The sequence below is a fragment of the Nonomuraea roseoviolacea subsp. carminata genome, assembly GCF_024172185.1.
Classification (GTDB): domain Bacteria; phylum Actinomycetota; class Actinomycetes; order Streptosporangiales; family Streptosporangiaceae; genus Nonomuraea; species Nonomuraea roseoviolacea.
Window position 1 is genome coordinate 4,283,949 of record NZ_JAMZEC010000001.1, and the last position, 13,220, is coordinate 4,297,168.

Here is a 13,220-nt window from a genome sequence, read left to right on the forward strand (position 1 = left end):
CTGATCAGGCCACGTACCGCAAGCAGAAGAGGACAACCGGCGCCCTCCGGGTCACCAGCCCAGCTCGTGCAGGCGCGCGTCGTCGATGCCGAAGTGGTGCCCCACCTCGTGCACCACCGTGATCCGCACCTCCCGTACGACCTGCTCCTCGGTGTCGCAGACCCGGCAGATCGCATTGCGGTAGATCTCGATCCGGTCGGGAAGAACCGCTGAGTACCAGTCGCCACGCTCGGTAAGGGGAATTCCGGTGTACAGGCCCAGAAGGTTGGGTTGGGGCGGATCGTCCACCACCGTGACGACGACGTTGCTCATGACGCGGGTCAGCTCGGGAGGGATCGTGTCCAGCGCCTCGGAGACGAGCTCCTCGAACTTCTCCCGCGTAACCTCGATCACAGATGCCATTCTGCCTCGCGAGGCGGGTAGGCACGTCACCCCATGAACGTCGCTCGCATCCTCCGGACAGTCGTCGCGTCCAGAGCGTCGAGGATCGCGGCCGTGCTCGTCGTCGCGGCCGTCGGCGCCTGGCTCGGCATCTTCCTCAGCGGCACCGTACGGGCCCAGGTGGGCCCCGTCGAGACCGGCATGTCGCTGCGCCCGGCCTGGCGCGGCGAGACGGTCGTCGACGCGAGCCCGTTGGGCACGCTCGCCTTCCACACCCACGACGCGCCGCTGCGGCTGCGCATCACCCTGGAGAACATCGACCAGGAGCGCGCCAAGGCCCTCATCGAGGACCCGCGCCTGGCCGACCGGCTGCCCGGCATCATCGAGCGCGACCTGCTCGACGGCGTGCGCGCCCTGGTGATCCGCTCGCTGCTCTGCGCGGGGGCCGGGGCGCTGGTGGCGGGGGTGCTGGTGTTCAGGCGGCCCAAGGTCGCGCTGCTCGGCCTGCTGGCCGCCGCGGTCGGGCTCGCCGGCACGGGCGCGCTGGCCGCGTTCACGTTCCGGCCGAACTCGCTGGTCGAGCCGCGCTACTCCGGCCTGATCGCCGCCGCGCCGTCGCTGGTGGGCAGCGCGGAGTCGATCGTGACGAAGTTCGAGTCGTACCGGTCGCAGCTCACCAAGCTCGTGACGAACGTCTCGAAGCTGTACGACACGGTCTCGACGCTGCCGCTGTACGACAGCGACCCGCGCTCGATCCGGGTGCTCCACGTCTCGGACATCCACCTCAACCCGCTCGCCTGGAACGTGATCCGGTCCCTGAAGGACCAGTTCGCCGCCGACATGATCATCGACACGGGCGACATCTCCGACCACGGCACCAAGCCCGAGAACAAGTTCGTGGAGGAGATCGGCCGGCTCGGCGTCCCGTACGTCTACATCCGCGGCAACCACGACTCCATGACCACCCAGAAGGCCGTCGCGAAGCAGAAGAACGCCGTCGTGCTCGACGACAGGTCGCAGACCGTCGGCGGCCTGACCATCTACGGCCTCGGCGACCCGCGCTTCACCCCGGACAAGTCGGTGGCTGTCGACTCCGACCCCGCCAAGCTGGAGCAATGGGGACGCGACCACCTCGCCAAGGCCGGCAAGCCGGACCTGGTGGCGGTCCACGACGGGATCATCGGCCGCGGCTTCTCCGGCGCCACCCCGATGGTCCTCGCCGGCCACGCGCACGCCCGGTCCACCACCATGCTGCCCACGGGCACGCGCGTCCTCGTCCAGGGCTCCACGGGCGGCGCCGGCCTGCGCGCCCTCGAACACGCCGAGCCGACTCCCGTGCAGGCGTCCGTCCTGTACTTCGACCGGGAGACGAAACGCCTGCGGGCCTGGGACGACATCACCCTCGGCGGGCTGGGGGAGCAATCGGTGTACATCCAGCGTCACGTGGAGGAGAACCCGGGACGTATGATTTCCCCAGCGCCGACGAACACCCCGACACCATCGGGGACCGTGAGCGGCGCGCGAACGCCGGCCGCCGGCCCGCCACTTTGGCATCAGGGGCAATCGTCCCCTATGCTTCAGAGGTCTCCGACGGAAGGCGACAGGGAAACCTGAGCCCCCATCGTCTAGCGGCCTAGGACACCGCCCTTTCAAGGCGGCGGCACGGGTTCGAATCCCGTTGGGGGCACCGCGAAGCGCCTGGCGCTACCGGGGAAACGGCAGGTCGAAGACCTCCGAAGAACTGGTAAGCTAAGCGAGTCGCAAGGCAAGAACAGCAAGACAAGCAAGGTCCTGTAGAGCAGTTTGGAGTGCTCGCCACCCTGTCAAGGTGGAGGTCGCGGGTTCAAGTCCCGTCAGGACCGCTCTGGGTCAGGTAGCTCAGTTGGTACGAGCGTCCGCCTGAAAAGCGGAAGGTCGGCAGTTCGACCCTGCCCCTGACCACCTTCTTGAACAACCAAGATGCCCCGAAGCGTTCAATCGCTCCGGGGCGTTTTCGCGTTCTGGCGAGGACGAGTGAGCGGGAGCACGTCGCGCTCGTGACCAGCATGCGAAGCGTCATGGCGAGCCAGGCCCCCTTCGCAGGCTTCAGAGCCCCTGCCAGCGCCACCGGTCGAGCTCGGTCCACTCCGCTTCGAGGGCGGCGGCGAGCCGGCCGCCGAAGGCGACCGTTCCCTCGTGGGAGGCGAACGCGATCCAGGTGAGCGTGTCATCGCTCCACACGCCCTCGGCGCCGGTGTAGTGAGGTGCGAACATCTCTACATCCACGAGGTAGTCCGCGCCGTACTCGCGGAGTTCTGTCACACGGCCGCCGCTCATGTCGTGTAGTGCGGCGCGTACCTGGGCGAGTGCCTGTTCGCTCCACATCGACGCCTCCATCAGCACGAGCACGTCGGGTGGAGTCGGCTCGGCGAGCATGGGGTGCCACGACCTGCCCACCAGCCCCCATCGCTGCCGCAACTGTTTCTGTCGTTCCGCCGACTCGGCGGGCGTCAACACGCGTCTGTACGGCAGCGGTTCCACCGGAAGGTCGGCCCGCGTTGCCCAGTCTTGCAGGATCGACTGAAACAGCCGGCGTTCCTCGGCCATCGCCTTGGCCTCGGTCCTGTTCGATGCCGGTTGTGTGAACGGCGACTGGGCCGTTTCGGCCGCCTCGGACAGGGCGTCGACGAGGTCGGCGAACTCGGGCAGCCGGTCTGGATCGAGCCGTTCCACGTGTTCCAGGATCGCTGCGATCACGTTGTAGCGAGGGAAGATGCGCCAGGCTTCGCGACGGTAGGAGTATCCGAATGCGGACCGTCCCTCGTCGGGCAGCGCGGCGTACTCGTCCTCCAACTCGTCGTAGCGCTCCATCAGGTACCGACGTGCCGCCGTGTGCAGCGTTACCGCGTCCATGCCGCAGATTCTCCATCAGCCGGCAGGGCATGGAGGACGCGACCAAAGGGGCGTATCAGCCGCACCGGCGCAGAGGTGGTCACATGCCGAGGCGGCCGGGGACAGCCCTCGTACATCCCCGGCCGACCTCGCGTCCGTGTCCGGGTTACGGGACGTCGCCCGCCTCGTCGACGATGCCGGTGGCCACCTGGGCCACGGACAACATCACCTCGCCCTCGGGCGACCCGCCGAGATGGACGGTGCGTCCGCCGAGCAGGGCATAGGTGTTCGGGTCGATGATGACTTCCCGGCGTGTGTCCTCGTCGTCCATGTAGATCCCCACTCCCTCCCGGTCGAGGAGGTCGCGCACCCTCTCCACGCCGACGCCGTCCAGTCGCGACAGGACGGTGTAGAGAGCGGCGCGCAGGCGAGCCGGCGGAGCGCCTTGCTCAAGGATGAGCTTGGTATGGATGAACACCGCCTGTGCCCGGGGCACGGGAATCTCCCTGGCGTCCTTCGTGAGGCGTTCCAGCAAGGCGGACGGCTCCAGCGGGAGCGAGCGCAGGTAGGCGGGGTCGAGCCGGAGGCGGGGGTCCTCCCCGCCTGAGCGTCTCTCGAGCGTCGTGCTGCCTTCCTTCCGCAGAGCCCTCTTCTTGCCGTCGCCCCGGACCCACCATTCGGTGGTGTACCGCGAAACCTTCTCGCTCTGCTCGTTCGCGAACTTGGGCGATCCGTAGAAGTCCCATTTGACGTAGACCCACTGGTCGTCCCGCGGGTAGACGTCCGGCTGGTGGGCCGCCGCCGCCGTCGCGCGCTTGGCCAGGGTCTCGGCGTTGGCGACGGACAGCCACGCCGGGGCGCCGGCGGTCCCCTTACCCGGGCCGGCCGTGGGGAGGTTCTGCGCCACCGTGACGCCGGCCGCGATCGTGATGCCGAGGGCTCCTACGGCGGCGACGCGCAGCACCGGACGGGGGAGCCGGCGGCGGCGCGGTTCGGGGGCCATCGCGGCCAGCAGTCGCCGCCGGGCGCCGTGCAGGTCGCCCGCCTCGCTCTGCCGTACCTGTGAGCGCAGGTCGCGGACCAGGTCCAGGTCCAGGTCGTTCATCATGCCTCCTCGATGACGTCGGTCGGGTTGCTGCCGCCCAGGGCATGGGCGATCTTGCGGCGGGCGCGCGACAGGCGGGACCGCACGGTGCCGACGGGCACGTCCAGCGCCCGTGCCGTCTCCTCGTAACTGAGGTCGCCCCAGGCGATCAGCAGCAGCACGTCGCGCTGGTCCCGCCCCAGCTTGGCCAGGGCCGCCGCGAGGCGGTCCCGGGTCGCCGAGGCGGAGAGCCGGGCGACCACGCGCTCGTCGAAGGCCGCCGCCACGGGGTCCTCGCCCGTCCGGGCCAGGGCCCGGTATCCGCGTGTCTCCGCTCTCCGGTGACTGCCGATGATGTTGGTGGTGATGCCGTACAGCCAGGGCAGGGCGTCCGCGCGGTCGAACGCGTACTTGTGCCGCTTCTCGAAGGCCCTGGTGAAGGTCTCGGCCACCACGTCCTCCGCGTGGGCCGGGCCGAGGCGCCGGACGACGTAGCGGTGCAGTACGGCGGCATGCCGGTCGAACAGCTCGGCGAAACGCTCAGGATCGCGCAGCGACGCTCTGATGACCGCCGAGTCCTCCGGCCGGTCCGGCTCGTCGACCGCCGCCGGGGCCTCCGCCGGGGCCTCCGTCGGGACCTCTGCGGGAGCCGGCTCTGACGCGTCCGCCCAGGAGGGTGTTCGCGACTGGACGGAGCCCGCGAGGCGGACGCTCCGGCCCGCTATGGGGGGTTCTCCGTGTGGAATGGATGTCACGACCGTACTTATCCGGATGCGCGAAGCGGGTTCCAGCGGGCGAGGCTCGTGACGGTCAGCCGCTTGCCGGCGCGGGTCTGGGGAGGTCGGTCGCGTACGCGGAGCCGGCGACCGCAGCCGATCGGTGGATACGCCGCGAAGGGATTTCGCGGTGTTGACGTGTTCGTGATCAATTCTGGATTCACTGTTTTCCGTGGCGCATCCGTGGGCGAAACTCTCGCGTTGGCGACGTGTCCGATTATGGGCGTCCGTGGCCGCGGTCTTTCTGGTTCTGTTCTCCTGCCAGGGGGTGTCCGGGCGCAACGTTCAGGCGGTCACCTACGGCGAGGCCGCGGAGTGCCCGGGTGAGCCGGACGAATCACTCGCGTCGCAGCTCGCGGAGGAGACGCGCATCGAGTGCGTGGGGTGGACGCTGCACGTGCCGTACGGCGTGGGCATCCGGCTCGCCGGCGCCGTCAACCGGATCCGGCCCGCGGAGGCGGATGACGACGGCGTGGTCCCCATCGAGATCACCCCGGACGGGCACCGCGTCGCCTACCTCGACGTGGGGCGGCTCCGGTACCTGGTCAAGGACCTGCGTTCCGGCGCCGTCCGGCCGATCACGCCGCGCCTGACCGCGGAGGAGATCGCCGGGATCACCTCGGTGGTCAGCTCGTCCGACGGCCGCCGTTTCGCCGTCTCCACCAGCGAGAACCGCCGGACGTACGTCGCCGACTTCGAGACGGGGCGGACGCGGAGCCTCGACGAGGTGTGCTGGGCGTACGGGCTGACCGCCGACAGGCTGATGGGCAGTTCGGGGTGCTACGGCGCCGATGTCGCGATCGACATCGTCCGCTTCGACGGCACGGCGACCCGCTTCCGGTCGGAGGAGAACGCCCCCGACGGCATGTCGCCGGATCTGCGGCGATACCTCGACGGCGACGCCGTGCACGAGACGGCGACCGGACGGAAGACGCTGGTGGTGCCCGGCGGCCGGTACGTCGGCGCGCGGTGGGCGGACGACGACACCCTGGTCGAGCTGGACGAGGACGACGAGGAGTACGTGGCCGTCGACGCGAGGACGGGCGAGGTCTCCTCGACCGGCATCCCGGAGGTCGAACCGATCGCGTTCGGGAGGGTGCGGTGATGTCCGAGTGGTCGGGGCCGGTCCGCCGTACGGCGTCGCTGCTGGTCGGGCGCACGCCGGACGCCGAGCGGATGGCGGCCAAGGCACTGAACGCCAAACTCCACTCCAAAAACTCATTTTTCGTCCTTTATCGCCTTTATCTCAGTCGTTTTCGTTTCTGGCCGGAACCCGACTGGGGAAAGGGGCTGTCCCGTTTCCAGCGGGCCGTTCTGGTCGCCCTGCACCATGACGGCTGGAGCGAGCAGGAGACCGCCTACCTGTGCGGCCGGAGCAGGAAAGCCGTGCGGCGGGCGGCCGAGAAAGGGCTCCGGGTTCTGGGCGCCGAGAGCGCCGCCGCGTTGCGGGCCGTGACGGCGGACCTTCCCGCATCGGCCGGACGGGAGCCGGGTCCGGACGGGATCCGCTCGCTGATCGTGTGCTTCGTCGTCCTCGCCGCCGTGCTGGCCTGCTGCTCGGCCTCGGACACCTGGATGCGCTGGGACCTGGGAGGCCGGGTCTCCGTCGCCCTTCCCTACGCGCCGCTCCTACCCCTGCGCGGCGCCACGGGAGAAACGATCCGGTACGCCTATCTCGTCGAGGACGCCGAGAGTGGCTCCACCGAGGAGGGCCACTGGGTGGTCGTCACCGGACCGGGCCGGCGGCTGGCCGTCGAGGACGCCGCCCCCGAGGACCTGCGGATCAGCGCCGACGGCCGCAGGCTCGCCTATCAGAGCCGCGAGGAGCGCGCGCTGGTGCTGTACGACCTGCCGTCAGGGAAGATCAGCACGGTGTCGCGAAGTGATGGCGCCCCTGACGGCACCCTGTTCCTCTCGCCGGACGGGCGCCGCCTCGCGTTCACGTACGAGGAGAAGGTCTACGTCTGGGACGGACGGCGGCGGCGTGTGGCGGGGGCGGCGTCGCCGATCGGCTGGCTGCCCAGTGGGCGGGGCCTGCTGCTCGACACCGGGGAGCGCGTCCGGGCGGTGGACCTTCGCGGCGGCGTCCTCTTCGACGCAGCGGGACGCCCGGACGAGGGCGACCTGTCCCCCGACGGGAGGACGTGGATCGAACTCGACTACGAGCGGAACCGGTTGACCAGGCACGGCCGCCGCACCGGCCGTCTGGACCTGGGTCTGCCCGCGGCCGCGAGGCTGCGGTGGCTCGCGTGCTGGGCCGACGCCGACACCGTCGTGGTCGGCACGACCGGCTACGGGCCCAGCCGCTTCTACCGGGTGGACATCGGCACCGGCCGGGCCGTCCCCGTCCCCGCCCTGGTTCCGGCGAACAGTCAGGAGGTGAGATTCGCCGGCTGCACGTGACCGGGTCCCCGTCACATCCGTCGCGTCCCGCGGGTCTACCGTTCGTACCTGCGAGAGAGGAACGTGACACGGTGGACGAACGGGACTGGCTGACCAGGCGTTTCGAGGAGGAACGGCCGCATCTGCGGGCGGTGGCCTACCGGATGCTCGGCTCGGTGAGCGAGGCCGAGGACGCCGTGCAGGACGCGTGGCTGCGGCTCGACCGCGCCGACACCCGCGAGGTGGACAACCTCGGGGCGTGGCTGACCACCGTGGTGGCCCGGGTGTGCCTGAACGTGCTGCGCTCGCGCGAGCACCGGCGCGAGGACCCGCTCGACGTGCGGGTCCCCGATCCGATCATCGGCCCGGAGGAGGGCGGCGACCCGGAGCACGAGGCGGTGCTGTCCGACTCGGTCGGGCTGGCGATGCTGGTGGTGCTGGAGACGCTGACGCCGGCCGAGCGGCTCGCGTTCGTGCTGCACGACATGTTCGCCGTGCCGTTCGAGGAGATCGCGCCGATGATCGAGCGGTCGCCGGCCGCGGCGAGGCAGCTCGCGAGCCGGGCGCGCCGCCGGGTGCGGGGCCAGGCGCCCTCGCCCGACCCGGACCTCGGACGGCAGCGCGACGTGGTGAACGCGTTCCTGGCCGCGGCCCGCGACGGCGACTTCGACGCGCTGGTGTCGGCGCTGCACCCGGACGTCGTGCTGCGGTCGGACGGCGGCACCGCGCGTGCCCGTCACACGGTGCTGATCTCCGGCGCCCGGGCGGTGGCCGCGCAGGCGGTCACGTTCGGCCGGCTCTCGCCGTTCGCCCGGCCGGTGCTGATCAACGGGGCGGCGGGTGTGGTCGTCACGGTGGAGGGACGGCGGGTGTCCACCATGGCGTTCACGGTCACGGACGGCCGGATCGTCGCCATCGACGTGCTGTCCGACCCCGAGCGGCTGGACGCGCTCGATCTCACGGCGCTGGACGACTGAACCCGCGCCGGAGTTGACAGGTTAGTGAGTACTCACCCATCCTGAAGAGGTTAGTTAGTACTCACTAGCCGAGGGTGCGTCATCATGAGAATCACTGTGTTCGGCGCCACGGGGCGCACCGGATGGCGGGTGGTCGGGCAGGCGCTGCACGCCGGGCACGAGGTGACGGCCGTGGTCAGGGACCCCGCCGCGCTGGAGCGCCACAACCTCGGCGGTCCGCGCCTCACCGTGGTCAGGGCGGACGTCATGGACCCCGCGGCGATCCGGCCGGCCGTCGCGGGACACGACGCGGTCGTGTCGGCCATCGGCCCGCGCGGCAGCGGCCCCACCACCGTGTGCGCCGACTCCATCGCCTCGATCATGGAGGCGATGGCGGCCGAGGAGGTGCGCCGGCTCGTCGCGGTCAGCGCGAGCGGCTTCGTCAGGGAGGGCGACGGGCCGCTCACCCGCCTGGTGGCCAAGCCCATCCTCAGCCGCGTCCTCAGGCACGCCTTCGCCGACATGCGCCGCATGGAGGACCTCGTGCGGGCGAGCAGGCTCGACTGGACGATCGTCCGCCCGCCCCAGCTCACCGAGGGGCCGCGTACCGGCTCCTACCGCAGCGCGATCGACCGGAACGTGCGCGGCGGCGTGCGGGTGTCGCGGGCCGACCTGGCCGACTGCGTGCTGCGCTGCCTGGACGAGCGCGGCCCTCTGCACGCGGCGTTGGCGATCGGCAACTGACCTCCCCGCTCAGAACGCGGAGGTGCCCAGGTCGCGGACGACGGCGGCCAGGGCACGGATGACGTCGTTCTCCGCCTCGCCGCGCCACACCATGCCGAAGGCGAACCGTTCCAGGCCGGTGAGGGGCAGCCAGAGCACGTCGGGCCGGGGCCAGTAGCGGGCGGTGTGCGCAGGGAAGACGTTGACGATCTCGCCGGTGCTGACCAGGGTCATGATGTCGTCGGCGGAGGTGACGAGCGGGCCGCGTTCGATGGGACGTCCACCGGGGGTGTGGAAGGGGACGAAGGCCGACTCCCAGTAGTCGGGGACCGACGTCGTGCCGGAGTGCCGGAAGTCGGCGATGCTCTCGACCGTGACGGACGGCCGCGCGGCGAGCGGATGGTCGAGGGCCACGGCCAGCACCCGGGAGTCGCTGAACAGGACCGGCCCCATGACCAGGTCGGGCTCCGCGATGGGCAGCCAGGCGATGAGGACGTCGATCTCGCCCCTGCGCAGCCCGCCGAAGGGGTCCACGAAGGGCGCGTGCCGGAAACGCAGCTCCCACCGCGGGTGGCGGGCGTGGAAGGCGTCCCAGTACGGGCGCAGGTCGTGGCCGTTGCCGTTCATCGTGCCGACGCGGAGCGTGGCCGTGACTCCGGTGGCGGCGGCCCGCGCCCGCCGCATGGTGTCGCGCAGGGCGAGGCGGATCGGCTGGAGCTCGTCGCGGAGCTGGCGGCCGAGGGGCGTCAGCCGCACGCTGCGGCTGTTCCGCTCGAACAGCGGGCCGCCGAGGTCGCGCTCCTGCTTCTTGATCGCCTGGCTGATCCGGGCGGAGGTGAGGTGCATCCGCTCGGCCGTGCGCCCGAAGTGCAGCTCCTCCGCCAGGGTCAGAAAGATCTCGATGTCACGCAGCTCCATGATTCCTCTGGAACGTTAAGTCGCGATTGACGCACCGTTGCGAGACTCGTCGTTGTTCCAGCCAGGCACCCTATTCGATGCTGGGCACCTTGTCGGAAACCTCCCCTGTTCATAGGAGTGGAACGTGAAGGTCCTCATCTCCGGTGCCAGTGTGGCCGGGCCCGCCCTGGCGTACTGGCTGCACCGCCACGGCTTCGAGGTGACGGTGGTGGAGCGCGCCCCCGCGCCGCGCGACAGCGGGTACGCGGTGGACTTCCGCGGCGCCGCCTTCGACGTGCTGGACGGGATGGGCATCCTGGAGGAGGTGCGCGGGCACGAGACCATGATGCGCGGCACAGATCTGGTGGACGAGGAGGGGCGCAAGACCGGGGAGCTGCCGGCCGAGGCGTTCGCCGGCGACCTGGAGGTGCCCAAGCGCGAGCTGACCCGGATCCTGTACCGCCTCACCGAGGGGGACGTCCGGTACGTGTTCGGCGACTCCATCAGCCGTATCGACCAGGACGACTCGGGCGCGCGGGTGGAGTTCGAGCGCGGCGAGCCCGGCGTCTACGACCTCGTCGTGGGCGCCGACGGCGTGTACTCCACGGTGCGGCGGCTGGCCTTCGGCCCGCACGAGCGGTTCGTCCGCCACCTCGGCATGTCCGGCGTCGGCTTCACCACGGCCAACCACCTCGCCCTGGACCACCGGGGAGTGCTGCAGACCGCCCAGGGCAGGGCCGTCTACCTGTTCAGCGCGGCCGACGCCGACCGGATGACGGTCAGCATGTCGTTCGGCACCGACTCGGCCGAGCTCGACCTCATGGAGCGCGACCGCCAGGAGGAGATCGTGCGCGAGCGCATGGCCGGAGCGGGCTGGGTGGTGCCGCGCCTGGTGGAGGACATGGCCGCCGCCTCCGACTTCCTCTTCTCCTCGGCGTGCCAGGTGGAGATGGAGCGCTGGTCGGACGGCCGCGTCGTGCTGGTCGGCGACGCGGGGTACTGCGCCGCGCCGACCTCGGGCATGGGCACCTCGCAGGCCCTCATCGGCGCGCACACGCTGGCCCGGCACCTGGCCGCCTCGGCCGCCTCGGCCGGTGGACACGCCGCCGCGTTCCAGGCGTACGAGGAGGAGCTGCGGCCGTACGTGCTGGAGAACCAGAAGCACGGCCGCGTCGGATGACACACCGGACCGGAGATTTTCTCCGGTCCATTTCCCCGGCCATCGGGAAGCCTATGAAAAACGAGGCTGGGAAACGGGAAGAGCCTGTGGTTTCCTTGCCGCGTGCGTGGTGATCTTCTGGATCTCGTTCTGCTCGCCATGGCGATCGGATTCGGCGTCTCGGGTTACCGGCAGGGATTCGTCCTCGGGGTGATGAGTTTCGTCGGGTTCGTCGGCGGGTGCGTGTTCGGCGTGTACGTCGCGCCGCCCGTCGCCGCGGCGCTGGTCGACGGGGACGTCATGCAGACCCTGGTCGCGGTCGTGGTCGTGCTGGTCGCGGCGCTGCTGGGCCAGCTCGTCTGCTCCACGCTGGGCGCCGTGGCGCGTTCCCACGTGCGGGAACGACAACGGGCCAGGCTGCTGGACGCGATAGGCGGCACAATCGCCGGGGTCCTGTCGGTGCTCGCCATTTCCTGGATGGTGGGCAGCCTGCTGGTCTCCAGCACATTCGCGCCGGTCGTGGAACAGATTCGCGGCTCGCTGTTATTGTCGGCCGTCGACCACGCGATGCCCGACGGCGTGCGCGCCTGGCAGAAACCGTTCAAGAAATTCATCGACCGGTCCGAATTCCCGCCCGTGCTGGACGCCATCAGGGGCGACGACGTCACCGTTGACGTCCGCCCGCCCGACCCGGCGGTGCTGAACGCCGCCGGGCTCCAGCAGGCGCGTCCGGGCATCGTGCAGGTGCGGGGCACCGCGCGTTCCTGCGACAAGCAGATCGAGGGCACCGGGTTCGTGTTCGCGCCCGACCACGTCATGACGAACGCGCACGTCGTCGCCGGCGTGGACACCGCGCTCCAGATCATCGACCACACCGGGCAGTCCCGCCCGGCCACGGTGGTGCGCTTCAACCCGCGGCGCGACGTCGCGATCCTCTACGTGCCCGGCGCCGGCCTGCCGCCGCTCGCCTTCCACGGCGAGGCCGCCAAGGGCGACGACGCCATCGTGGCCGGCTATCCCCAGGGGCAGGGGTACGCGCCGCGTCCCGCCCGGATCGCCGCCCGGAAGAAGGCCAGCATCCCCGACATCTACCGCGAGAAGGACGTGACGCGGGACGTCTACCTCATCCGCGGCACGGTCCAACCCGGCAATTCCGGCGGGCCGCTGCTCACCCCGGACGGGCAGGTGCTGGGCGTGGTCTTCGCCGCCGTGACCGGCAAGGCCGAGACGGCGTACGCGCTGACCGCCTCGGAGGTGTCCGCCGACGCCCGCATGGCCGCCACGGCGACCGCGCCGGCGGGCACCCGCGGGTGCGACTAGCCCGGCCCGGCTGCACCCATCCGGTGGAGCGGCCACACCGGCTGCTCCATCCGGTGTAGCCGGTACTCCGGACGGTGCGCCCTCAAGTGACGGCCGACGGAGGACGCGCCGCCGCCGTGGCCCGCCCTAGCGTTGCGCCGGCGATCTCCGAGCGGGGATCGCCCACGCACGTCGCATTCACAGAGGAGCCACCATGAAGAGGGCATCGATCGCCACGGTCACCGGGCTGATCCTGACGGCGGGCCTGCTGGGGCAGGGAGCCGCCGGCGCGTCCGCCGCCGACACGTCGGGGCCCGCCAACGTCGCCGCCGCCACGACGGCCGCGCCGAAGCCGCCGAAGGGCGCCCGAGCGGTGGTCCAGGTCAGCCCCAACCCCACGACCAGGCGGGGCCAGGAGATCACGATCACCGGCAACTGCGGGGGAGGCCAGAAGCTCAAGGAGGTGATCGGCGGAGTCACCCAGAGGCCGGTCCTGACGAACATCCGCATCATCGACGACAATCCTGAAGGATTCGTGGCGAAGGCCACCCTCGCCCGCGAGGTCGGCAATGGCGTCGGCCCCATCATGGTGAGCTGCGGCGACGAGATGGGCGTGACCCTCCTGGTCACCCACGTCTGACCCTCCCGGCCATCAACGCAGAAAGGTCCGTCCTCTTGGCCGCCATCCCCAC

Annotated in this window: 13 protein-coding genes and 3 tRNA genes; 11 read left to right on the forward strand and 5 right to left on the reverse strand. The window is 70.7% G+C overall.

Going from position 1 to position 13,220, the window contains the following annotated elements:
- Window positions 1–51 precede the first annotated feature (51 nt).
- A complete protein-coding gene (locus tag HD595_RS20050) occupies window positions 52–402 on the reverse strand; it encodes a metallopeptidase family protein (RefSeq protein WP_301309543.1) in 351 nt (116 codons plus the stop codon).
- A 93-nt stretch (window positions 403–495) separates the two neighbouring features.
- Between HD595_RS20050 and HD595_RS20055 the strand changes: the two genes are divergently transcribed.
- From HD595_RS20055 to HD595_RS20070, 4 genes are all read left to right on the forward strand, one after another.
- Window positions 496–1,995: a metallophosphoesterase family protein gene (locus HD595_RS20055; protein WP_253771212.1), complete on the forward strand. Its 1,500-nt coding sequence runs from the start codon at window positions 496–498 to the stop codon at window positions 1,993–1,995.
- Window positions 1,996–2,068 (forward strand) — tRNA-Glu (locus HD595_RS20060).
- 100 nt (window positions 2,069–2,168) lie between these two features.
- Window positions 2,169–2,243: transfer RNA gene (locus HD595_RS20065), tRNA-Asp, on the forward strand.
- 5 nt (window positions 2,244–2,248) lie between these two features.
- A tRNA-Phe gene (locus HD595_RS20070) sits at window positions 2,249–2,322 on the forward strand.
- A 144-nt stretch (window positions 2,323–2,466) separates the two neighbouring features.
- Here HD595_RS20070 and HD595_RS20075 read toward each other — a convergent pair.
- The 3 genes from HD595_RS20075 to HD595_RS20085 form a co-directional block, all read right to left on the reverse strand.
- Entirely contained in the window at window positions 2,467–3,273 is an 807-nt protein-coding gene (locus HD595_RS20075) for a hypothetical protein (RefSeq protein ID WP_253771214.1), read from the reverse strand.
- 145 nt (window positions 3,274–3,418) lie between these two features.
- Window positions 3,419–4,360 carry a CU044_5270 family protein gene (locus tag HD595_RS20080; protein WP_253771216.1) on the reverse strand — a complete coding sequence of 314 codons (942 nt, stop codon included), beginning with the start codon at window positions 4,358–4,360 and terminating at the stop codon, window positions 3,419–3,421.
- Window positions 4,357–5,091, reverse strand: coding sequence for an RNA polymerase sigma factor (locus HD595_RS20085; protein ID WP_308211192.1), 735 nt, complete (start codon window positions 5,089–5,091; stop codon window positions 4,357–4,359). Before HD595_RS20085 ends, HD595_RS20080 begins: the two co-directional genes overlap by 4 nt.
- Before the next feature lie 250 nt (window positions 5,092–5,341).
- Between HD595_RS20085 and HD595_RS20090 the strand changes: the two genes are divergently transcribed.
- From HD595_RS20090 to HD595_RS20105, 4 genes are all read left to right on the forward strand, one after another.
- The gene (locus HD595_RS20090; protein ID WP_253771218.1) at window positions 5,342–6,217 is read left to right on the forward strand and encodes a hypothetical protein; all 876 of its coding nucleotides are present in this window, start codon (window positions 5,342–5,344) and stop codon (window positions 6,215–6,217) included.
- Window positions 6,217–7,515, forward strand: a complete 1,299-nt coding sequence (locus tag HD595_RS20095; RefSeq protein WP_253771220.1) for a TolB-like translocation protein — start codon at window positions 6,217–6,219, stop codon at window positions 7,513–7,515. Before HD595_RS20090 ends, HD595_RS20095 begins: the two co-directional genes overlap by 1 nt.
- Window positions 7,516–7,586: 71 nt before the next feature.
- On the forward strand, window positions 7,587–8,471 hold the full coding sequence (sigJ, locus tag HD595_RS20100) for an RNA polymerase sigma factor SigJ (protein WP_253771222.1): 885 nt from the start codon (window positions 7,587–7,589) through the stop codon (window positions 8,469–8,471).
- Window positions 8,472–8,555: 84 nt separating this feature from the next.
- The gene (locus HD595_RS20105; RefSeq protein ID WP_253771224.1) at window positions 8,556–9,194 is read left to right on the forward strand and encodes an NAD(P)-dependent oxidoreductase; all 639 of its coding nucleotides are present in this window, start codon (window positions 8,556–8,558) and stop codon (window positions 9,192–9,194) included.
- A 9-nt stretch (window positions 9,195–9,203) separates the two neighbouring features.
- On the opposite strand, the gene HD595_RS20110 is transcribed toward HD595_RS20105, so the two are convergent.
- Window positions 9,204–10,091 (reverse strand): LysR family transcriptional regulator, encoded by an 888-nt coding sequence (locus HD595_RS20110; RefSeq protein ID WP_253771226.1) that lies wholly within the window; start codon window positions 10,089–10,091, stop codon window positions 9,204–9,206.
- 124 nt (window positions 10,092–10,215) lie between these two features.
- Here HD595_RS20110 and HD595_RS20115 point away from each other — a divergent pair, with 124 nt between their 5' ends.
- The 3 genes from HD595_RS20115 to HD595_RS20125 all read left to right on the forward strand — a co-directional run bounded on the left by HD595_RS20115 (window position 10,216) and on the right by HD595_RS20125 (window position 13,168).
- Window positions 10,216–11,250: an FAD-dependent monooxygenase gene (locus tag HD595_RS20115; RefSeq protein ID WP_253771227.1), complete on the forward strand. Its 1,035-nt coding sequence runs from the start codon at window positions 10,216–10,218 to the stop codon at window positions 11,248–11,250.
- 102 nt (window positions 11,251–11,352) lie between these two features.
- On the forward strand, window positions 11,353–12,549 hold the full coding sequence (locus HD595_RS20120) for a MarP family serine protease (RefSeq protein WP_253771229.1): 1,197 nt from the start codon (window positions 11,353–11,355) through the stop codon (window positions 12,547–12,549).
- Window positions 12,550–12,742: 193 nt separating this feature from the next.
- On the forward strand, window positions 12,743–13,168 hold the full coding sequence (locus HD595_RS20125) for a hypothetical protein (protein ID WP_253771230.1): 426 nt from the start codon (window positions 12,743–12,745) through the stop codon (window positions 13,166–13,168).
- Window positions 13,169–13,220: the final 52 nt, after the last annotated feature.